This window comes from Actinacidiphila glaucinigra (assembly GCF_900188405.1).
Classification (GTDB): Bacteria; Actinomycetota; Actinomycetes; order Streptomycetales; family Streptomycetaceae; genus Actinacidiphila; species Actinacidiphila glaucinigra.
In genome coordinates this window covers 77539-98852 of record NZ_FZOF01000028.1, presented here as the reverse complement: position 1 = coordinate 98852, position 21314 = coordinate 77539, and the positions used below count along the sequence as shown (strand labels likewise).

Here is a 21314-nt window from a genome sequence, read left to right as displayed (position 1 = left end):
ACCACGACCGCGCCGTGTTCCGCCGCCCGTACACCCGCGGCCTCCAGGCCCGGTCCGCGGGCGGCCGGCGCGCGGCCACCCACGGCCAGGGCGGACGACGGTCGCCACGTCGTCGTCCCCCCGGCCCCGGACAGCCGCCGCCGGCGATGACGAGGTGCTCCGGCAGCGCTGTTCTGCCGATCGGATCGGTGCCGGTCACGGTGTGCTCGCCCGCCCGCAGGCCGGGGATGCCGGGATCACCGTGACGGTGAGGACCGCCCGCCCTGTGCCGACCGTGACCGTGTCCCGGCGGTGCCGCCCCCGCATCGGCCCCGCTCGCAGGCGGCCGCCGTCGCGCACACCAGGAGCGGCCGTGAGCAGACCCGCGGCCCGTCTCCCGCGTACCCCGGTGCACCGGCAGAAGCGCCGCTTATGACGTCCTTCGGGGGCGCGCATGGCGGCCCGCTTGGGATCGGGCGGAGCGCGAGGTTGTCTGGGACGAGGGGACGCACGTCCTCCCTGCCGTACGGAGCGCCCCCGTGAGGAGGAGGGACCATGGACACCAGCGACGTCCGACTCGCGGCGATGCACACGGCCTCACGGCGCCTGGGCGCCACGGTCGGCGGCCTCACCGGTGAGCAGCTGCTCCTTCCGTCGTTCGCCGACGGCTGGAGCCTCGCGCAGGTGCTGGTCCACCTCGGCACGGGCGCCGAGTTGTGCGCGGCGGCTCTGCGCCGCGGTCTCACCGGGGACCTCACCAGGCCCTCCCGGGAGGAGATCGCCGACGTCTTCGAGCAGTGGATCCCCCTGAAGCCGACGGCGCAGCGCGATGCCTGGCAGGAGGCGGAATCCGCGCTGCTGGGGCTGCTGGACTCCCTCGACGAGGGGGCGCGCGCGGCGGTGACGGTGCCGTACTTCACCGGGCCGGTGGGCTTCACGGACTTCACCGGCTACTGGCTGTCCGAGCAGTCCGTGCACACCTGGGACGCGGCGGTGGGCCTCGACGAGGCCGCCACCATCCCCGCCCCGGAAGTGGCGCTGCTGTGGGACCGCATCGACATGGTCGCCTCGCGCAGCCGCGACGGGGACACCCTCACCCGGCTCGGTCCGCGCCAGATCGCGATGGAGTTCACCGACCCCGAGCGCGTCCTGTGCCTCACCCTCGGATCCGAGCTGCACATCCTCCCCTGCGAGGGGGCCGAGACCTCGGGAGCGGTGTCCGGGCCCTCCGAGGCCGTGCTCCGCCTGGTCTACGGCCGCAACCGCCCCCAGGACGGTGTGACCGTGCGCGACGGCATCACCTTGGACGACCTGCGCGCGCTCTTTCCCGGGTTCTGAGCCGGATCGCCGCGTCAGAGCGCGATGAGGCCCGCGCTCGTCGGCCTGAACCCGCAGGCGTCGAGGTAGAACTCCCGCAGCCCGTCCTCGAAGTCGACGTGCAGCCATGAGCATCCCGCCGCGCGGGCCCGCCGTCCCGCCTCGGCGACGAGCCCGGCGCCGATCCCCGAGCGGCGGGAGCGCGGTGCGACCACCGTGTCCAGCACGAACGCGTGGACGCCCCCGTCCCAGGCGACGTTGACGAAGCCGACGAGTTCCCCTTCCCGACGTGCGCACACCCAGCCGAGACTGTGGCGGTGCACCCGGGTCAGCCAGTCGACGTCCGCACCCCGATCGCCGAATCCTTCCGCGTGGAGCGCGTTGACGGCCGCGTTGCCGAACTCGCCCCGCCACTCGTACGTGATCGTCATGGCGCGAGCGTAGGACACCGCCTCGCGTCCGCCGCCCACCTGCTCCGTCAGTCCCTGAGGCGCAGGATGATCGGGTTGGTGAGCGCGGCCATCGGGCCCCACTGCAGGTCCCGGCCCGTCGTGTTGCCCCTGCCCGGTGTGCCGTCGGCCCTGGGGTGACGCACCTCGGCCCGTACGTACGCGGCGAGCGAGGCGGTGGTGCGCCAGACGACGGTGCCCGACCCGCTCGCGTCCAGCGACTCCTGATGCGTCTGGCCCTCGTCCGTGATGAACCGGACGGTGCCGTCCGGGACGCCGGAGACCTCGAGGCGCACGTCGACCGGCGTGTCCGCGCGGAGCCGCAGCGCCTCCGCGATCCCGGCCCGGCGGCCGCCGCCGGTGGCGGTGAAGGCGAGGGCCACCGCGGCGGACTCGGCGACGTACGTCCGGCCCTCGCGGATGCCGTTCAGCACGGCCCCGCGGTCGAGGTCCTCCGCGTACACCACCGTCTGCGGCAGGCCGATCACCTGCGGGGCGCCGTGGGCGTCGCTGTTGCCGACGGCCGGCAGCCAGTCGTTGCCGGTGCGCATCGCGGTGCCGAGCATGGCGTCCCAGGTGTCGACCGCCGACTCGTCGTCGTAGGTCCACGGGCCGTTCCACACCTCGACGGCGTCGGCGTCCGCGTAGCCGAACTTCCACTGGCAGGCCACGTAGGGGCAGTAGGGGTGGGCCGGTACGACCAGCCCGCCCTGACGGTGGACCTGGTGGGCGAAGCGGGAGAACGCGTCGTCACGGGCCCGGTAGCGCCAGTCGATCCACGCGCCCGGCTCCAGGCCCAGCGCCAGCCAGTGGCCGTTGCGGGTGGTGACCTCCTCGCCGGTGACGATCAGCAGGTCGGGCCCGGCGTATGGGCCCCACACCCCGTGCGCCGAGGAGGTGTTGTGGTCGGTGGAGACGATGAAGTCCAGCCCCGCCTCGCGCGCCCCGGCCGCCACCTCCGACGGCAGCCGCCGGCCGTCGGAGTGCACGGTGTGCAGGTGCGCGTCACCCCGGTACCAGGCCCTGCCGCGGCCCTTGGCTCGCTCGGCGGGGTAGGACGGCACGAAGGGCGCCCCGGGCGCGCCGTACCGCAGGGTCACGCTGACCGAGTACTCCATGCCCTGCGGGGCGACCTGGTAGGGGCCCAGCACGATGTGCCATGTCCCGTGGTTCACCGGCCCCGGCAGGTAACCGGGCGTGGTGCTGTCGCTGTTGACGACGAACGCGGCGCGCGCACCCCCCGACCAGCCCCGGAAGCCGCGGCCGCCCAGCGCGGTGCCGCGCTCGTCGAAGAGGCCGATGTCGCAGGAGTTGCCCGGCGTTCCGGCCGGCACGGGCGGTTCGTCGTAGGTGTAGGAGACCGAGATCTGGTTGACCCCGCGGGGCACCTCGACCGGCAGGTACACGAAGTCGGCCACCCCGGAGGCGAGATGACCGGTGATCACCTTGGTGACCTCGCCGCCCTCGGGCGTACCGGACTCGGCGGCCTCGGCGAAGGCCATGGGCGCGAGCGTCGGGACGCCCGCCGCGCCGGCGATCCCGTCGGCCATCAGCAGGGACCGGCGGCCAGGTCCGGGCGTTCCTTCGCCCGCCTCGTGCGGGGTCGGGAACGGTTCGTGACGGTGTTCACAGGATCCAGGCTGGCACACGGCGGCTCTCCTGAACGGGTGGTGCGTGCACGGACCCCGGCACGCTCCTCCGCCCGGGTGAACGCCGGGCAGAGCACGGGGAACCCTCGGCGACACCTGCCTGAATCCCGTGCCGCCCGGCGTTCGTGCCGTGCGGACGCCCGGCCTCAGCGGCGCAGGAGACGGCGGCTGACGGCCGCGCAGATCGCGATGAGCGCGGCCGCGAACCCGAGGAGCGCCAGCCGCTGCGAGACGTACAGCGTGCCGACGCCGAGCCCGAGGACCGGCACCGCCAGGCCGATGTACGCGGCCAGGAACAGGCCCGCCAGGGCCTCGCCGCGACGGCGCGGCTCCGCGAGGGAGACCACCGTGGACACGGTGCCCTTGAAGAGCACTCCGGCACCGGCGCCGGCGGCCATGCCGCCGGCCAGGAACAGGCCGAAGCTCGGCAGCCACACGGCCGTGGTCACCGCGGCCAGCCCGGTCACCATCGCGGCGAGGCCGGTCGCGAGCTGACGCCGGGCGCCGACCCGCAGCAGCAGCGCCTGCGCCCCGGCCGCGCAACCGAAGTCCAGGAACGGCACCAGACCGGCCAGCGCGCGCGACGGGTGGTGCAGCGTACCGGCGACGAACGCGGGCCCCACCGACGTGAACAGGCCCAGCACCGCGAAGGCCGCCAGCGTCGCCCCGCAGGCGGCGAAGAACGCCGGGCGCGCCGCCGGGGGGACCGTGACGCGCTGCGGCCGGTAGGCGGGGGGCTCCTCGGCGGGTTCCACGGTCTCCGGCACGAGTGCCACCCCCACGGCGGCGAGCAGCAGCAGCGCCAGGAAGACCAGGTAGGGGGTGCGCAGCGGCGCGTCCGCGTACTGGGCGAGCAGTCCGGAGACCAGCGGGCCCACGGCGAAGCCGCCCATGTTGGCGGTGGTCGAGATCAGGTCGGAGCGGCCCCGCCCGGCGTGCGGCCGTGCGGTGGTGTGCAGTTCCGACAGGTGCGCGGTGGCGGTGGCCGTGATCATCCCGACGCCCAGGCCGGAGACGACGCGGGCGGCGATCACGACCCCGAGCGAGGTGGACGTCAGGAACATCACCGCCGCGAGGGCCTCGACGATCACGGCGGGCAGCAGGACGCGGCGCCGGCCGAACCGGTCGGAGACGTGCCCGGCGAGGAACAGGCTCACGACGACCCCGACCGCGTAGGCGGCGAAGACGACCGTGACCATGAAGGTCGAGAAGCCCTCGCGGGCCTGGTAGAGCGCCCACAACGGGGCCGGGACGGCGGTGAAGGCCATGGCCGTGAGGAAGGCGAAGGCGATGACCCAGAAGCCGGGGCCGTGCCCGAGGGGGCTCCGGCGGGCGGAACGGAAGGGAGGACGGGCGGTGGCGCCGGCGTGGGAGGCGGACCTGGTGGCGCGCCCTGCGGTGGCCGTCTGGGGGGACACATCTTCTCCTGAGCGGACGAAATGATTGAACCCTCAAAGAGTGGGTCGCGCGCTAGGATCACGTCCAACGATGAATTGTGCTCGCATCGATCCGTCTGATGGATGGTCAGTCATGGAGCTCCGTCACCTCGAGTACTTCCTCGCCGTCACCGAGGAGCTGAACTTCACGCGAGCCGCCCGCCGGCTGCACGTCGTGCAGTCCGGGGTGTCGGCCGCCGTCCGCGCTCTGGAGCGCGAGCTGGGGGCGCCGCTGTTCGAGCGCACCTCCAAGCAGGTCGCCCTCACCGCCGCGGGGGAGGCGCTGCTCCCCGAGGCCCGGGCGACGCTGGCCGCCGCGCAGGCGGCCCGGGACGCCGTCGGCCAGGTCGCCGGTGGGCTGCGCGGCACCGTACGCGTCGGCACGATGACCTCCATCGCCCTCATCGACCTGCCGGGGCTCTTCGGCCGCTTCCACGCCGACCATCCCCGGGTCGGCATCCGGCTCAGCGCGTCGATCGGCGGTACCGCGGGCCTCGTCCAGGGCCTCGTCGACGGCGAGCTGGACGTCGCGTTCGTCTCGCTGCCCGGCAGGCCGCCGGCCGGGCTGACCGTCCGGTCGCTGGCCACGGTGCCGCTCACGGCGGTCCTGCCCGCCGGCCACCCGGCCGGTGCCGGATCCTCGGTGGACCTCGCCGACCTGGCGGGCGAGCACTTCATCGACTCGCCCGTGGGCTTCGGGAACCGCCTGGTCGTCGACCGGGCGTTCGCCGCCGCGGGCCTGGAGCGCTTCGTGGTCATCGAGGTCACCGACATCACCATGACCGCCGACTACGTCCGGCAGGGCCTCGGCGTGGCCGTCATGCCGTCCTTCGCGGTTGCCGCGGACGACCCGGGCGTGCGCGTGCGCCCCGTCGCGGGCGGGCCCCTCGAGTGGTCGCTGGGGGTCGCCTACTCCTCGGTGCGCCGGCCCGGCGCCGCGCTCACGGCGCTGCTCGCGCTCATCGCGGAGTACGTACGCGTCCCGCCCGGAGCCCCGTGAGGACGGCCGTGGTCACCAGCGCGTACGCCACGTGCGGCACGATGTCGGAGATCCAGTCCGAACGCGACCAGGTGCGCGGATCGGTCACGCGCAGCACGGTCATCGGGCCGTTGGTGCCGATCAGCGCGCCCACGGTAGCCGTCGCCGTCAGCACGACGGTCGCGGGCCGCCAGCCGCAGCCCAGGGCGAGCCCCAGCGTCGCGCCCATGCCCGCCCCGGCCACGATGCCGGTGAGGGCGCCCAGGGACGAGATGCGGTTGTGGCGGGCGTCCGCGTCGCCGGGGATCGGCACGTGTGCGGTCTCGGAGAGTCGCTCGACAGTCGTCGCCGGTGCGGAGCTGGGGCCGCGGCCGCGCAGCAGCATGTCCAGGTAGCCCACGGTGTTGAGCGCCGTCGTGCCCGCCGCGCCCGCGGCCGCCCCGCACAGAACCCCGTGCGCGGGCCCGAAACCGTTGCGGGCCGTCACGGGATCACCGGGCCGCGGGGAGGCGCGCCGTCACGCCGGGGGGAGGGAGAACGGGTCGTGGCCTGCATACCTCCCAGTAAGGCGCGGTACCGCGGGCCCCGCCACCGGAGCCGGGAGCGGGCGCGGCGGTCATCCGGGCGTGGGCTCCAGGCCCGTCAGCAGGCGTGCCACATCCAGGCTCGCGGTGAGGTACTCCACGAAGGTCCCGTTGTTCAGCGCCCACGGCGAGCGCCGCTCCCGGACGAGCGCGACGGCGGCGCCCACCTCGTGGCCGCTCTCGACGAGCGCCTGCGCCACGACGAGCCCGGAGCGGTTGTACCCGGAGTGACAGCGCACCAGGGTGCGGCGTCCGTCCCGCACGGCGCCGGCGACCGTGCGGGCGAGCCGCTGGACCGCCTCGATCTGCCCCGGGGAGAGCGGGCCGTCCGGGATCTCGGCCACGATGTGCTCGACGCCGGGCGCCGGGCCGTGCCCGGAGCGCGTGAACAGACTGACGACGAGGTCGAACTCGCCGCCCACCACGGCCGCTTGCAGCTCGCCCCGCGGATCGGTCCAGTAGTGGCCGCCCATCCAGAGCCCCGGCGCGACCTCGCTCCACGCCGCTTCCGGCCCGGGAACGTCGCGATCCTTCTGACGTGTCCTCATGCCCCATCCCTCCGGTTCCCCAACGGCCTTCTCCCGGGCGGAGGTTCCCTTTTTCGGAACCGGCTGCATGAACTGGCCCCGCCCGGGAACCCGAGCAGTACGGCCGCGCCCGCGACTACCCACCCCCCCTGGTCGCCGGCGCGGCCTTCAGCTGCGCGTGGTCAGCCGGCCGCCTGGAAGGCGCGGCCCGCGGGGGTCGTGCGCGTGCCGTCGGTGAACAGGCCGCTGCTGGGCCGGGCCGGGTCGGCGCCGAGGCCGAACCAGGCGTAGCGCTGCACGTAGGGCAGGCCCTCCAGGGCCTTGGTGGAGGCGGTGACGAAGGCGGCCTGCTGGTCGGCGGTGGGGAAGCGGGTGCCGTGGGAGAAGTCGATGAGCGCGTACTCGGTGAGCCAGATCGGCTTGTGGTAGCGCTGGTGGACCGCCTCCAGATAGGACGTCAGCTGCGACACGGCCTCCGCGGTGCGGAAGTCGCCGCCGTACCAGTGGAGCGTGATGAAGTCGACGCGGTAGCCCTTCGCCTCGGCGCCCGACATGAAGCGGTCGAGCCAGCCGCCGGCGGTGGCGCCGTTCGTGGCGACGGCCGGGCTGCCGAGGATCCGGCCGGCGTCCATCAGGCGCGGCCACAGGGTCAGGGCCTGCTCCACCGACATGTTCGACTGCTGCGCCATGTCGGGCTCGTTGAAGCCGAGCAGGTAGGGGCCCTGCGCCTTCGCCTGGGCAAGGGAGTCCGCGGTGACGGATGCGGGCCCCCAGATCATGGGCACGAAACGGCCCGACGGCGGCGAGGCGACGTCCTGGTGGCCCGTGGACCAGGTGTAGTACCAGCTCGCACCGGACGAGGCGAGGGCCTTGCCCACCCCGGGGAAGGTCCACACGCCGACGCCCTTCTTGCCGGACGAGGCGACCCGTACCGCGGGGGCCTGCCGGGTCGGCTTCGGTGACGAGTGCTTCTTCGTGGCCTTCTTGGACGGGCTCGGCGAGGGGGACGGGCTGGGGGAGCGGTGCGAGGGCGTGGCCGTCGCCGTGGCGGCCGGTGCGGAGGCCGCCGGCAGCGCGTCCGCCTCGGGCGCCGTCGACGGACCGCTCATGAGGTGGGCGGCCACCAGGGCCGTGGCCACCACCGCCGCGACGGCCGCCGCGCCGAGGACGGGGGTCCGCAGTCCGCGTGACGTCGCCCGGCCGGCGGCCCGGTGGGCGCCGCGTCCGGCCGGGCGGGGCACCGGCGCCGGGCCGGTGGCGGCGTGCCCGGTCACGCCGTCCCCGGTCACGCCGTCCCCGGTCACGGCGGCGACGACCCGCCCCGGATCGAGCGCCGGGGGCACCGCGAGCAGCGGCAGCCCGCTGAGCAGCCGGTCCATGGGGAGCAGCCCCTCCTCCATCCCGCCGCAGACACCGCATCCCCGGATGTGCCGCGCGAACCGCTTGCGCCACAGCGGACTCGGCACGCCGTCCCAGGTGGCGGCCGTCGCCCGCAGTTCGCCGCAGCCGGGTGTCGCGCCCAGCGCCCGCACGACGACGCGGGAGGCCTCCATCTGCTTCTTCATGCGCTGCACCCGCACCGCCGCGTGGCGGTCCGACAGGCCCAGCGCGGAGGCCAGTTCGGCCCGGTCCAGTTCCCCGGTCTCCTCCAGCCACCACAGCGACAGCAGCTCACGGTCGTCCTCGTCGAGCCACCGGGTGGCCTCCGCGACCTCGCGGCGCTGCTCGGTGAGCCCGAGGCGCAGGATCGTCAGCCCGGCGAAGTCCAGGGCCGGGTCCGGTATGCGCTCGGCGTCCTCCAGTACGGCGCTGCGGTGCCGCGCCACGGCACGGTCCCGCTCACGGTCGCGGACCTGCCGGATCGTGATCGCCACCAGCCAGGACCGGAACGCCGACGGGTCCCGCAGCTCCGACAGCCCCCGCACCATGCGCAACAGCGTCTCCTGTACGACGTCGTCCACGTCGGCATGGCCGTTCAGCGCCCGTCCGACGATGTTGTAGACCAGCGGCAGGCACTCGGCCACCAGCCGGTCGAGGGCCTGCCGGTCGCCCGAGCGTGCCGCCGCCACCACCCCGGCGCCGGGTCCGCTCCGGTGCGTCTTGCGCATGTGGCCCCACTCTTCCCTCTTGGTCTCGCTGTCCACGCGCGGCCGCCCGGCGGCCGCGACGCCTCCACGTACAGGAGACGGCCCGGCCGAGCCGGGACAACACAAATCCCGTGAGATCCGTCCGGGAGAGTAGCGCGCGGTGCGCTACACGGCGTCGAGCGCCCGGCGCAGTTCGGCGAGGCCGGCCGGGCTCCCCGGGTCCTCCCAGAGCCGGGCGTGCGGGTCCTTGAGGTAGGGCGTCCCGTAGGCGGGGGTGCCGGGCTGGAAACGCCGGCCCTCGGCGAGCGGGCCGACGTCCACGGTGTCGTAGCCGAGGGTGTCGAGCAGCGCGGTGACGGCGTTCTTCGCGGCCGCGTCGTCGCCGGCGACGGGCAGGGCGCTGCGGTCCGGCGCTCCGGCGGGGCGGGCGAGGACGGCGAGGTGACGGAAGAAGATGTTGTTGAAGGCCTTCACCACGTGAGCGTCCGTCAGGTGCCGCTGCAGCAGCTCGCTCTCGGTCAGCTCCCCGGTGTCGAGCTGCGGGATCCGCCCGTCTCGCTCCGGGTAGTAGTTGCCGGTGTCGATGACGGTCTTGCCGACGAGCGGGGCGTGCGGGACCTGGGGGACGGCCTTCAGCGGGACGGTGACCACCACCCAGTCGCCGGCCCCGGCAGCCTCCGCGGGGGTGGCGGCGCGGGCCCGCGGGCCGAGTTCCGCGACGAGGCCGGAGAGCGTCTGCGGATCCCTGGAGTTGCTCAGCACCACGTCGAGGCCGGCGTCGACCGCCAGCCGGGCGAGCGTGCCGCCGATGTTGCCGCTGCCGATCAGTCCGAGAGTCGCCATGGGGCAACCGTGCCTTCCCGACCGGCGCGCTGTCGACCCGTCCCCGGTCGTTCGGCCGTACGGCCGCGGGCTCTCCGCCCGCGGCGGACGCCGCCGGACACAGCGACGTGCGAGGCGGGTCAGCCCGGCGGGGTCAGATGGTCCGGTCGGGACAGCGTCTCGGACAGCGGCAGCCCGTACCGTGCGGCGACGATCCGACGTTGCCGCAGTTCGGCGCGTGTCCGCGGGCGGTACCCGGGTTCCTTGCCGCATCCGCAGGCCGAACGCCCTTCGTAGCGCAGCCCTTCTCCCAGCACCGCGGCCACCACGGACCACCCGCGGAGGTCACGCCTGGGAGGCGGCGCGAAGTCGTGACCGGCGCAGACGAGGGGCCCGGCGCAGTTCGGGCACAGGTGCTGCCGCAACGGATCCGCGTGCCGTTTGAAGCTGACACGGCATGGGACACACGCGTAGTGCAGCTTGTAGTGGGTCATGGCGTAGTAGCACACCGGGGCACCGTACCGAGCCGCGGTCACGGCGGGCCCGACGCCGGGGGCGAGGGTGACGGGGTGGCGGTGTCGCGAGTAGGTGCTAAGGTCGAAGTCATAACTTCTGTTCTAGCAGTAACCCCGGAGCGCAGTGTGAGCATCGCCCTGAACGAATCCCTTGCCGGCCGCCGCGCGCTGGTCACCGGAGGCACCAAAGGCGTCGGCGCGGCCGTCGCCCGCAGGCTGGCCGAGGCCGGTGCGACCGTCCTGGTGACGGCCCGGCACGAGCCGGAGGACGCCGACCCGAAGACCTTCGTCGCGGCCGATCTGACCACCCCCGAGGGTGCCGCCGCCGTCGTGAGGGAGGTGGCCGACCGGGTGGGCGGGGTGGACATCCTCGTCAACAACCTCGGTCACTCCGAGGCGCCCGCCGGGGGATTCGCGGCACTGGGCGAGGACGACTGGGCGAAGGAGCTGAACACCAACCTCCTCGCCGCCGTCCGCCTCGACCGCGGCCTCCTCCCCGGCATGATCGGTGCCGGCCGGGGCGCCATCGTCCACGTCACCTCGATCCAGCGCCGGATGCCGCTGTGGAACGGCACCCTCGCGTACGCCGCGGCCAAGGCCGCCCTGGCGACCTACAGCAAGGGACTGGCCAACGAGGTCGCCCCGCACGGCGTCCGCGTCAACACCGTCTCGCCGGGCTTCGTCCGGACGGCGGCCGCCGACGCCCTCGTCGACCGCATCGCCCGTGAGGCGGGCGTCACGACCGAGGCCGCCCTCGGCCGCCTGATGGACTCCCTCGGCGGCATCCCCCTCGGCCGCCCCAGCGAACCCGAGGAGGTCGCCGAGCTGGTGGCCTTCCTCGTCTCCGACCGCGCGTCGGCCATCGTCGGTGCCGAGCACGTCATCGACGGCGGCACCGTCCCCACGCTCTGACCCGCCCCCACCCCCCTCAACGACCCCTGGAGGACACGATGAACACCACCGGCCCGCAGCCCATCCCCGCCACCGGCCTCCCCGAGGTGATCACCCGCTACCTGGCCGCCCACCGCGTCCGCGACGCCGCCACCGCCGTCTCGGCGTTCACCGCCGACGCGGTCGTGACCGACGAGGGTGCGACGCGGCAGGGCACGGCCGCGATCGGCGAATGGCTGGAGACCGCGGCGAGCGAGTACACCTACACCACGGAACTGACCGGCGCGGAGCGCGCGGACGCGCACCACTACGTCGCCCTCCAGCACCTGGAGGGGGACTTCCCCGGCGGCACCGTCGACCTGCGCTACCGGTTCACCCTGCGCGACGGCCTCATCGCAGGCTTGGTGATCGAGGTCTGACCGCCGGGCCGGACAGGCGGTGCCCGGGTTGCTGCTAACATGAAAGTGACGACGTTCGCAGACCCTGGCACCGATCGCACGGAGGTGGTCGAGATGGTGAGCCGCATCCGGCTGGAGGACCGCGAGTGCCCGCTGTCGACGACCGTCGGGCACGTCGGCGAGTGGTGGACGCTGCTCATCCTGCACGACGCCTTCGACGGGTACACCCGCTTCGACCAGTTCCAGGAGAACCTCGGCATCTCGTCGAGCATGCTCACCACCCGCTTGAAGACCCTCGTCGCGGACGGGCTTCTGGAACGGCGGCCGTACCAGACCCAGCCGACCCGCTACGAGTACCTGCTCACCGACCTCGGCCGCTCACTGCGCCCGGTCGTCGTTGCACTCGCCGCATGGGGCAACTCCCGCCTCGCGCCGGAGCAGCGCAGCATGATCCTGGTCGACGCGGAGACGGGTGAGGAGGTCGAGCCGGTCGTGGTCGACGCCACGACGGGCCGGCGGCTCGACGACAGCGAGGCCTTCGTCTACGCGGCGGGCCCCGCCGCGAGCGAGCTCATGCGGGCCCGCTACGCCGACCGCGACCGCGACTGACCCGCGACAGGAACCACAGGAACCGGAGGAAGAGGCCCCGTGCCCACCGCGGACGAACTGCTCGGCCCCGCCGCCGTCGCCGGACTCGCCGACTGTCTGGCGGCGGCCGGCCCGGCACCGATGGCCGCCGCGGTGCGCGACACCCTGCCGGCGCTGCACGGCCTGGCGCTGCGCGAGCGCAGCGACCTCGTCCGGGACGCGATGCTCGCCTCCGGCCCGGCCGACCCGGCGGCCCTGGAGGCCGTCGTACGGGCCGCGCTGCCCGATCCGCGTTTCACCGGCTGGATGATCTGGCCGGTCACCGAGGCCGTGGCCGCCCTGGCCTCCGGCACGTCCGAGGGCACGGCCTTCGAGGACGGGCTCCACCTGCTGGCGGACCTGACGCCGCGCCTGACCGCCGAGTTCGCCATCCGCCGCATGCTCAACGCCGACCTCGACCGGGCGCTCGCCGTCGTCACCGGGTGGACCGGGCACCCGGACGAGCACGTACGCCGCCTGGCCAGTGAGGGAACCCGCCCCCGCCTGCCGTGGGCGGTGCGCGTACCGGCGATCCTCGCCCGGCCCGAGGCCACCCTGCCGATCCTGGGCGCGCTCTACAAGGACCCCTCGGAGTACGTCCGCAGGTCCGTCGCCAACCACGTCAACGACATCAGCCACGCCCGCGCGGACCTGGCCGTCGAGACGGCCCGCGGGTGGTCGGCGGCCCCCGACGCGCACACGCCCCGGGTCGTCCGGCACGCGCTGCGCACCGCGGTCAAGCGCGGCGACCAGGGAGCGCTGGCGCTGCTGGGATTCGAGCCGGCCACGGGCCTGACCGTCGAAGGGCCGTCCGTGCCCCGGTCCGTCGTCGCGGTCGGCGGTGAACTGCGCTTCGCCTTCACCCTGCAGAACCACGGCGACAAGCCGCTCCGCCTCGTCGTCGACTACGTCGTGCACTACCGGAAGGCGAACGGCAGCACGGCGCCCAAGGTCTACAAGCTGACGACCCGCACCCTCCAGCCGGGGGAGCGCAGCGAGCACACCGGCACGCGCTCGTTCAAGCCGATCAGCACCCGGGTCTTCCACCCCGGCGAGCACGCCCTCGAACTGCAGGTCAACGGGGAGCCGCGCGGAAAGATCCGCTTCGACGTCGTCACCGTCTGACACACCCCTCGATACGCTGTGGCGCGTGAAGAGGAAGCAGGCGGCGGCCGCCGAGCAGCCGACCCTGGACACCGTCGCGGAGACGGCACTCGCCGTCATCGACGAGGACGGTCCCGCGGGGCTCAGTTTCCGCGCGGTGGCCCAGCGCCTCGGCGTCTCCCACGCCACCGTCTTCCGGCGCTGCGGCGACTTCGACGGGCTGCTGAGCGCCTGCGCCGACCACGTCGCCGCGTCGCTGCCGCTGGTGCCCCCGGAGGGCGACTGGGCCGACGCGACGGAGACCCGCTTCACCGGCCTGTACCGCCTGCTCAGCCGGCACCCCGGGCTGGTGGCGCTGCGCGCCGGGCGTTCCTGGCTGGGCCCGCAGATGCTGGGCCGGCTCGTAGAGCCGCAGATGGCGCACAGCGTCGCCGCCGGCATGGACTCGGACACGGCCATCCGCGTCTACCGCAGGCTCTACCTGCTCACCCTCGGCGCCGTCGCCTTCGGCGACCACCGGGACGAGAAGAAGGCCGTCACCTCCGCCCGTGCGGCCCTGGCCGCACTCGACCCCGAGGACTTCCCCACGCTGACCGGGGCGATGAACGCCGTCCTTCCCGTCCTGGTCGACCACGGGGTCTACTACGAGGCGCTGCGCGCCCTCATCCACGCCGCCCGCGCCGAGCACCTTCCGGCCGGGCACCGCTGACTTCGCGCGGCCGCGGCGCGAGGTGCCGGTTCACGATCGCGCGCAGCCCTTCCGTCTCCACCTCCGCCTCCGCTACGCCGTCCCCGCCCCGCTTCGGCAGCAGGCTCATGCTGCCCATGCCGTCGTCGTGGACCAGCAGGAAGAGCCGCGGCGTCTCGACGTAGTGGGTGAGCGACGTCCAGGGCACCTTGAACTCGGTGAGGGCGGAGTCGGTGCGGACGCCGTCGTCGTCCACACGCATGGTGCACTCGCCCTGGGCGCGGGCGTGTGCGGTCACGTTCCGCAGTTGGCGCCTCCGGTCGAGCACTCCGGCAACGAGCCAGGTCAGCGTTCCCACGCCGCCGGCGGCGGCCAGCGCGACGATGTCGGCCGCACCGGGAGCGAACTCCCGCAGTCCGGCGATCACCGCCACCGTGACGGTGGCCGAGCACAGCGGGCCCCGCCAGAGCTCGAAGCGGCGCCGCTGCGCGCCGAGCACCTCGGCGATGTCGTCCCTGCTCGGCGTCCAGGTGGACTCCACGGCGCGTACGCCGTCGCCGGCTCGCCCGGCCGCGCCGGGGTCCGTCGTGTGCATGTCGTTCGTCACCGCGGCATTCAACCGCCCCGGGACGGCGGACGCCAGGCCCGTGACATGGCGTCGGACGGACCCTCAGGAAGCGCGCACCAGGTCGGACGGATCCGTGTTCGCCCCGCAGACGATGACGGCGACGCGCTCGCCGGGGGCGGGCCGGTGGGCGCCGGAGGTGAGGGCGGCGAGGGCGGTCGCGGAGCCGTGCTCGACGGCCAGGCGGCGGTGGTCCCACAGCGTGCGGCGGGCCGCGACGATCGCCTCGTCGGGGACGAGGACGGAGCGTACGCCGTCCTGCAGCGCCCACTCCAGGGCCGTGCGGGAGGCCCGGCGCGCGCCCAGGGAGTCCGCCGCGACGGAGCGGACGGGTACGTCCACCACCTCGCCGGCCGCGACGGCCGCATGCAGCGCGCACGACCCCTCGGGCTCCACCGCCACCACGCGCACCCCGTGCTCCAGCGCGGACGCCGCGACCCCGGCGAACAGCCCGCCGCCCCCGACCGCGACGACCACCGTGTCCAGGCCGGGGAGCGCCGCGACGATCTCCTCCATCAAGGTCCCCGCCCCCGCCGCGATGAGCGGATGGTCGTAGGCGTGGGACTCCAGCGCGCCGCTCTCGGCGGCGTACTTCTGCGAGGCTTCCAGGGCCTCGGCGTACTCGCTGCCGACCTGGCGTACGTCCGCGCCGAGGTCGCGCAGCTTCGCGACCTTGACCGCGGGGGCCGTCTCGGGGATGAACACCGCGGCGGGCACGCCGTGCCGGGCCGCGGCCCAGGCGCAGGCCAGGCCCGCGTTGCCGCCGGAGGCGATGACCACGCCGGCCTCGGGCATGGCGTCCCGCTCGACGTGGCTGCGGACGAAGTTGAATGCGCCGCGTGCCTTGAACGACCCCGTGTGCTGCATGGACTCCAGCGCCAGCCAGCCCTGTACGGCGGCCCCGAACGCCCCCGGGTCCACCGGGGTCAGCGTGACGGGGCGGGTGTGCCCGGAGATACGGGCGGCCGCGGCCCGTACGTCGGCGTGGGTGATGGTCACGATGCGCTCCGGGCTGGTGGGCGAGTCCGGAGAAACAGTGTAACAACCACTGTTCCGGCAGGTCGGGCCTTCGGTGCGACGATCAGCGGACGACGAGCCGGTGCTCACCGGCCGCCACCAGCTCCCCGATGACCGGGGCGCCGGGCACCTCACCGGCCACCAGCAGGCCGCCCGAGGTCTGGGCGTCCGCCAGCAGCAGCCGGGTCAGCTCGTCCGCGCCGCCGAAGTCGGTGTGCGGTGCCACCCAGGCGAGGTTGCGGCGGGTGCCGCCGCTGACGTGGCCGGCCTCGGCGGCCTCCCGCGCCCCGTCGAGGTACGGGACCGCCGAGGCGTGGACCACGGCGCTCACCCCGGAGGCGCGCGCGAGTTTGTACAGGTGGCCCAGGAGCCCGAAGCCGGTCACATCGGTCGCGCACACCGCGCCCGCCGCCAGCGCCCGCCCGGCGGCGTCCCGGTTGAGCGTCGTCATCGTCTCGACGGCCTGCGGGAAGACCTCGCCGGTCGTCTTGTGGCGGTTGTTGAGCACGCCCAGGCCCAGGGGCTTGGTCAGCGACAGCGGCACACCCGGCCGGCCCGCGTCGTTGCGCAGCAGGCGGTCCGGGTCGGCGGTGCCCGTGACGGCCATGCCGTACTTCGGCTCCGGGTCGTCGACGCTGTGGCCGCCTCCCACGACGCAGCCCGCCAGGGTCGCGACGTCCAGCCCGCCGCGCAGCACCTCCCGGGCCAGCTCCAGCGGCAGGAGGTCCCGCGGCCAGCTCAGCAGGTTGACCGCCACGAGCGGGGTGCCGCCCATGGCGTAGACGTCGGAGAGGGCGTTGGCGGCGGCGATCCGGCCCCAGTCGTAGGGATCGTCGACCACCGGGGTGAAGAAGTCCGCGGTGGTCACGACCGCCCGCCCGTCGGGCAGCCGGACGACGGCCGCGTCGTCACCGGTGTCCAGGCCGACGATCAGGTCGCCCGCGGGGAAGCCCGCCGGGCCCCCCGGGGTCAGCCCGGCCACCATCTCCTCCAGCTCCCCCGGGGGGATCTTGCAGGCGCAGCCGCCGCCGTGGGCGTACTGCGTCAGCCGCACGCTGTCCTGCCGGACACCGGTTCCCGTCATGGCCGTCGTGGTCCTTCCGCGGTGGGCGCCGGCAGCGCGGTCGCCCGGGCCCGGGCGACACCGCCGTGTGGCGCGTTGACTTGGGTGGGGGCCGGAGGTTCGATGGGCGTCCGGCCCGGCAGGGAGACGTCAGGGTGCCTGGTGGCCCTCCCGGTCTTCAAAACCGAGGTGTCCGAGCAACTCGGGCAGGCGGGTTCGATTCCCGTCCGTCTCCGCCGGCCGGTCCGCCGCATCCGTGCGTCACCGCGCATCGCGCCCGTCCCCCGCGTCGGGGGCCTCCGCGCAGCGCCTCAGCGCACCGTCCAGGCGTACGGTGCGGCCCTGCCGGTCGAGGTGCTCCAGCAGCGGGATGACGACCCGCCGGGTGGTGTCCAGCGCCCGGCGCGCCTCGCTCGCGGTGAACGGCTGCCCCAGCCGCGCCAGTACGTCCGCCGCCCGTGCGTCGGCGCCCGGCAGCAGCACGATGCCCTCGCCGATCCTGAGCAGCGCTCCCGCCGATTCGGCCGCCGCGAGGAGCTTCGGGGTCAGCCCGAGGCGCTCGAGCCGTTCGGCCTCCGGCGCGCGGAACGGCGTACGCGCCAGGTCGGCGCGCACCGCGTCGACGGCGGCCTGGGCCGCGGGCGGCAGCTCCGGGCGGGCGCGGCTGCCGTACAGCCGGCCGTCGCCGTGCCGCAGGCCCGGTGCGGCGCCGGCGAGCGCCTCCACCAGGGAGCGGTCCGGCAGGCCGAGCGCCTGGCGGGCCGCATCCAGGGGCATACCCGGATCCAGGGGATGGCGTACGGCGTGCTCCTCGACCGTCTCCCGCAGCCGGTCGCGCAGGGCGGCCCAGTGGTCGGGGTCCGCCAGCCAGTCGCCCGCCACCGGTTCGCCCGGTGGCCGGACGCCCATGGCGAGCAGTTCCGCGCGCCGGGCCAGCCCCCGGCGGCGCAGTTCCGCGGCCCCGTCCGCGACTCCGGGGAGGTCCCGCAGCTCGCGCGCCCGTGCCGCCGCCGCGCCACGGCGGGTCAGCCGGGGCGGACGTACGTCGAGGACGGTGAGCCCCGCGGGGACGCGGTGCCGCCCCGGATCGCGCAACAGGGCGGTGTCGGCGACCCGCAGGGGCAGCGCCGAGGCGAGCCGCAGGCGCGCACTGTCGTCGCCGAGCGGGCGGACCGTCACCGGCACGGCTGCCGAGCCGGCGTGCAGCATGAGCTCGCGGGGCAGATCCCCGGCGGCGTCGCCGCGCAGCCGCACGTCGACCACATCGGTGGTCAGCCAGCGCTCCGGGGTCAGCAGCGCGTCCCCGCGCCGCAGGGACCCGGCGCCCGGTCCGGTCACGTTGACCGCCACCCGGGCGACCGCGCCGGCCTCCTGCCGCGGCTCCTTCAGGGACTCCAGACCCCGCACGCGCAACAGCCGTCCATCACGCGCGAGTTGGACGTGGTCGCCGACCCGGACGGTGCCCGCGGCGAGCGTCCCGGTGACGACGGTGCCCCGGCCCCGCACCGTGAAGGCGCGATCGACCCACAGCCGCACGTCCGCCGCCGGGTCGGGGGGCGGCAGTGTGCCCGTCAGCCGGACGAGGGCCGCCCGCAGCCCGTCGAGTCCGGCGCCGGTCACGGGGCTCACGGCCACGCACTCCACCTCGCCGAGGGAGGACTCCGCGATGCGGGCCCGCGCCTCCTTCCGCGCCGCGTCGGGGTCCGCCAGGTCGCAGCGCGAGACGGCGAGGACGCCGTGCCGTACGCCGAGCGCGTCCAGGACGGCGAGGTGCTCCTCGGACTGCGGCTGCCAGCCCTGGTCGGCGGCGACCACGAAGAGCACCGCGGGCACCGGGCCGACGCCGGCCAGCATGTTGCCCACGAGGCGTTCGTGGCCGGGGACGTCCACGAAGGCGATGTCCCCGGCGCCCGGGAGTCGCGTCCACACGAACCCGAGGTCCAGGGTCATGCCGCGCCGCCGCTCCTCCGCCCAGCGGTCGGGCTCCATGCCCGTCAGGGCCCGCAGCAGGGCGGACTTCCCGTGGTCGACATGGCCCGCGGTGGCGACGACGTGCACGTCAGTCTCCCGTCCCGGGGAGCACCCCGGCCCGGCGCACGGCCACCGCCAGCTCCTCGTCCGCCTCCTCCGGCACGGCCCGCAGGTCGAGAAGGCACCGGCCGTCCTCCACGCGGGCCATCACCGCGGGATCCGCTTGCCGCAGCAGGGCGGCGTACGCGACGGGCAGCGACACGGCGGCACTGGGCAGGGTGACGCCCGGCGCACCGCCGCCTCCGACGACCGCCAGGGTGTCGCAGGCCCGGCTGTCGAAGCCGTGCGCGCGCAGCTCGGCCGCGAGGCGTCCGGCGCGGTCCCGCAGCCGTGCGGGGTCGGCGTGCAGTGCCGTCCACGTCGGGGTTTCGGGACCGCGTACGGTCGCCTCCAGCGCCGCCAGGGTCAGCTTGTCCACCCGCAGCGCACGGGCCAGCGGATGGCGGGCCATCCGCCGCACCAGATCGGCGCGGCCCAGCACGAGCCCGCACTGCGGCCCGCCCAGCAGTTTGTCGCCGCTGGCGGTGACCAGGGACGCCCCGGCGCGCAGCCAGGAGGCCGCGTCCGGTTCGTCCGGCAGCACCGGGTCGGCGGCGAGCAGACCCGAACCGATGTCGGCCACCACGGGCACGCCGAGCCGCGCCAGTTCCGCGACGGGCACGTCCCGGGTGAAACCGGTGATGCGGAAGTTGGAGGGGTGCACCTTCAGGATGAACCCGGTGTCGGGTCCGACGGCCGCGGCGTAGTCCCGCGGCGCGGACCGATTGGTCGTCCCCACCTCGCGGAGCCGCGCGCCGGTGGAGACCAGCAGGTCGGGCAGCCGGAAGCCGTCCCCGATCTCCACCAGCTCACCGCGGCTGACGACGATCTCGCGCCCCTGTGCCAGCGCCGTGGCCGCCAGCACCAGCGCCGCGGCACCGTTGTTGACCACGTGCGCCGCCTCGGCGGCGGGCACCTGCCGCAGCAACGCCTCCAGCGCGGACCGCCCCCGGCGGGAACGCTCGCCGGTGGCGAGGTCGAGCTCCACGTCCGTCGTGCCGGAGGCGGCGAGTACGGCGTCGCGGGCGGCCCGCGACAGCGGGGCGCGGCCGAGGTTGGTGTGCAGCAGCACCCCGGTGGCGTTGAGCACCGGACGCAGCCCGGCCGCGGTCGCGGGGAGCGCCGCGACGGCGAGTTCGGCGAGCCCGTCGACGGGCACCTCCCCGGCACGCGCCCGCTCCTGCACCCCGGCCACCACCTCCTTGACCACGGACCGCCCCAGCCGCTGCGCCGCGGCGGCGAGCCGGGGTTCCGCCAGCAGCGCGTCCGTGCGTGGCACGTGCCTGCGTGCGTCGGCGGGTGGGGAGGGAGCGGTGGAGGTCTGGTCGCGGTCCATCAGCAGCACCTTCGCTCTGGGCTGGCTGCGGCCAAGGGTACGGCGGTGGGGGCCGCGGGGCGCTGCCGCCACACCGGCGCGGTTCTCGGGGCCCGGTTGTCGTGTGCGGGTGCGTCGTGGTTACGGTTGGGGGTTCTCCCACCCGCCCTCCCGATTGCCCGGTGCGGTTGGTGCGGGCCTCGCGCGGTTCGTGGGTGGGCCGGGGGCGGGGCCTCCGGGGTGGGCATTCTGTACCGCATATTTATGTGCATGGCGGGCGGTCGTTGTTGGTGCCGTGTGTGCCGCACAACAAATACACGTCAGCGTCCAGAACGCCCACCCCTACGACCCCGCCCCCTCCGTTTCGTCGGGCGACCAATGGCCGGAGGGTGGTGATGGGGGGCACCCCTCCCCACACCGCTGGGAACTGCCCCCAGCAGGGGGTCTCCCGGCCGGAGGCCGAGCAAGGGTGCGCGCAGCGGTGGCCGGGGGCACGGCGAGCGCCGGGGTGGGGGCGCGCCCTGTCCTCCGGTGAGCGGCCGACCTGGCGTCCGCTCGCCCTTCCGCCGGCATCGGCCCGAGCGCCCCGATAGCCCTTGACCGATCCGCTCCGTGATCGTTTGGAAAGGGGCCTGACGACCGCGGGCGTTCGGTAAGGCGCGTGCGGCAACCTCGGACCGCCTTCTCACCCCCCTCCGGCCGTTATGCGCTCATACGACGGGAGGGGGTGTGGCGGGGTGCGCCCGGAAACGACGAGCGGCGGACCCGGTGCGGAATGATGTTGGGCCAAACCGCGAGCGTTGAGGACGTGCGCCGGCGCGGCCCCGACCCAGGCACACGTTGCGGGGCCCGCACTGACTGCGCCGGGCAATCGGGCGGGAGGGCGGGGGACAGCCCGCCGCAGGTGCAACGTACCCGCAGACGGGGACGGCGCGCCGGGCTCAGCCCCCGCCCCTAGCCCATCACGCAGGCCCGCACCAACCGCGCCGGATGGGGGTCCCCCCGGCCGAAGGCTGGGGGAGGGCGGGAGGCGGGGGATGCCCGCCGCAGGCGCAAACGACCCGCACACGACAACGGGCCGCAAGGGGCACCCCCCGCCCCCGGCCCACCACGAACCGCGCGAGGCCCGCACCAACCATCCGGGGCAATCGGGAGGGAGGGTGGGTGGACGC

Annotated in this window: 19 protein-coding genes and 1 tRNA gene; 8 read left to right on the top strand and 12 right to left on the bottom strand. The window is 74.9% G+C overall.

Annotated elements, in window-relative coordinates; genetic code table 11:
- Positions 1-534: 534 nt before the first annotated feature.
- A complete protein-coding gene (locus CHF15_RS35885; protein ID WP_089228102.1) occupies positions 535-1317 on the top strand; it encodes a maleylpyruvate isomerase N-terminal domain-containing protein in 783 nt (260 codons plus the stop codon).
- A gap of 14 nt (positions 1318-1331) precedes the next feature.
- Here CHF15_RS35885 and CHF15_RS35880 read toward each other — a convergent pair whose 3' ends face one another.
- The 3 genes from CHF15_RS35880 to CHF15_RS35870 all read right to left on the bottom strand — a co-directional run bounded on the left by CHF15_RS35880 (position 1332) and on the right by CHF15_RS35870 (position 4812).
- On the bottom strand, positions 1332-1727 hold the full coding sequence (locus tag CHF15_RS35880) for a GNAT family N-acetyltransferase (protein ID WP_089228139.1): 396 nt from the start codon (positions 1725-1727) through the stop codon (positions 1332-1334).
- Between the two features lie 47 nt (positions 1728-1774).
- The gene (locus CHF15_RS35875; RefSeq protein WP_089228101.1) at positions 1775-3295 is read right to left on the bottom strand and encodes a CehA/McbA family metallohydrolase; all 1521 of its coding nucleotides are present in this window, start codon (positions 3293-3295) and stop codon (positions 1775-1777) included.
- A 245-nt stretch (positions 3296-3540) separates the two neighbouring features.
- Positions 3541-4812, bottom strand: a complete 1272-nt coding sequence (locus tag CHF15_RS35870) for an MFS transporter (RefSeq protein ID WP_220093367.1) — start codon at positions 4810-4812, stop codon at positions 3541-3543.
- Between the two features lie 112 nt (positions 4813-4924).
- Here CHF15_RS35870 and CHF15_RS35865 point away from each other — a divergent pair, with 112 nt between their 5' ends.
- Positions 4925-5830, top strand: a complete 906-nt coding sequence (locus CHF15_RS35865) for a LysR family transcriptional regulator (RefSeq protein ID WP_089228100.1) — start codon at positions 4925-4927, stop codon at positions 5828-5830.
- On the opposite strand, the gene CHF15_RS35860 is transcribed toward CHF15_RS35865, so the two are convergent.
- The 4 genes from CHF15_RS35860 to CHF15_RS35845 all read right to left on the bottom strand — a co-directional run bounded on the left by CHF15_RS35860 (position 5790) and on the right by CHF15_RS35845 (position 9850).
- Positions 5790-6296, bottom strand: coding sequence for a hypothetical protein (locus CHF15_RS35860; RefSeq protein ID WP_089228099.1), 507 nt, complete (start codon positions 6294-6296; stop codon positions 5790-5792). The genes CHF15_RS35865 and CHF15_RS35860 overlap by 41 nt on opposite strands.
- 129 nt (positions 6297-6425) lie before the next feature.
- Positions 6426-6941, bottom strand: a complete 516-nt coding sequence (locus CHF15_RS35855) for a protein-tyrosine phosphatase family protein (RefSeq protein WP_089228098.1) — start codon at positions 6939-6941, stop codon at positions 6426-6428.
- 161 nt (positions 6942-7102) lie between these two features.
- Positions 7103-9028: a sigma-70 family RNA polymerase sigma factor gene (locus CHF15_RS35850; RefSeq protein ID WP_089228097.1), complete on the bottom strand. Its 1926-nt coding sequence runs from the start codon at positions 9026-9028 to the stop codon at positions 7103-7105.
- A 144-nt stretch (positions 9029-9172) separates the two neighbouring features.
- Entirely contained in the window at positions 9173-9850 is a 678-nt protein-coding gene (locus CHF15_RS35845) for an NADPH-dependent F420 reductase (protein WP_089228096.1), read from the bottom strand.
- A 620-nt stretch (positions 9851-10470) separates the two neighbouring features.
- On the opposite strand from CHF15_RS35845, the gene CHF15_RS35835 reads away from it, so the two are divergent.
- The 5 genes from CHF15_RS35835 (at position 10471) to CHF15_RS35815 (ending at position 14073) form a co-directional block, all read left to right on the top strand.
- Positions 10471-11256 (top strand): SDR family oxidoreductase, encoded by a 786-nt coding sequence (locus tag CHF15_RS35835; RefSeq protein WP_089228094.1) that lies wholly within the window; start codon positions 10471-10473, stop codon positions 11254-11256.
- 38 nt (positions 11257-11294) lie between these two features.
- Positions 11295-11654, top strand: coding sequence for a nuclear transport factor 2 family protein (locus tag CHF15_RS35830; protein WP_089228093.1), 360 nt, complete (start codon positions 11295-11297; stop codon positions 11652-11654).
- A gap of 93 nt (positions 11655-11747) precedes the next feature.
- Entirely contained in the window at positions 11748-12242 is a 495-nt protein-coding gene (locus CHF15_RS35825; protein WP_089228137.1) for a winged helix-turn-helix transcriptional regulator, read from the top strand.
- A gap of 39 nt (positions 12243-12281) precedes the next feature.
- Complete coding sequence (locus tag CHF15_RS35820) at positions 12282-13385, top strand: DNA alkylation repair protein (RefSeq protein ID WP_089228092.1); 1104 nt, start codon at positions 12282-12284, stop codon at positions 13383-13385.
- Positions 13386-13410: 25 nt separating this feature from the next.
- Complete coding sequence (locus CHF15_RS35815) at positions 13411-14073, top strand: TetR/AcrR family transcriptional regulator (RefSeq protein ID WP_089228091.1); 663 nt, start codon at positions 13411-13413, stop codon at positions 14071-14073.
- On the opposite strand, the gene CHF15_RS35810 is transcribed toward CHF15_RS35815, so the two are convergent.
- The 3 genes from CHF15_RS35810 to selD all read right to left on the bottom strand — a co-directional run bounded on the left by CHF15_RS35810 (position 14027) and on the right by selD (position 16778).
- Entirely contained in the window at positions 14027-14659 is a 633-nt protein-coding gene (locus CHF15_RS35810) for a YcxB family protein (RefSeq protein WP_089228090.1), read from the bottom strand. The genes CHF15_RS35815 and CHF15_RS35810 overlap by 47 nt on opposite strands.
- A gap of 63 nt (positions 14660-14722) precedes the next feature.
- Complete coding sequence (locus tag CHF15_RS35805) at positions 14723-15679, bottom strand: threonine/serine dehydratase (protein WP_089228136.1); 957 nt, start codon at positions 15677-15679, stop codon at positions 14723-14725.
- Positions 15680-15758: 79 nt separating this feature from the next.
- A complete protein-coding gene (gene selD, locus CHF15_RS35800) occupies positions 15759-16778 on the bottom strand; it encodes a selenide, water dikinase SelD (protein WP_089228089.1) in 1020 nt (339 codons plus the stop codon).
- A 122-nt stretch (positions 16779-16900) separates the two neighbouring features.
- Between selD and CHF15_RS45230 the strand changes: the two genes are divergently transcribed.
- Positions 16901-16993, top strand: a tRNA-Sec gene (locus CHF15_RS45230).
- Between the two features lie 25 nt (positions 16994-17018).
- On the opposite strand, the gene selB is transcribed toward CHF15_RS45230, so the two are convergent.
- Positions 17019-18815 carry a selenocysteine-specific translation elongation factor gene (selB, locus tag CHF15_RS35795; protein ID WP_089228088.1) on the bottom strand — a complete coding sequence of 599 codons (1797 nt, stop codon included), beginning with the start codon at positions 18813-18815 and terminating at the stop codon, positions 17019-17021.
- 1 nt (position 18816) lies between these two features.
- Positions 18817-20163, bottom strand: a complete 1347-nt coding sequence (gene selA, locus CHF15_RS35790) for an L-seryl-tRNA(Sec) selenium transferase (RefSeq protein ID WP_089228087.1) — start codon at positions 20161-20163, stop codon at positions 18817-18819.
- Positions 20164-21314: the final 1151 nt, after the last annotated feature.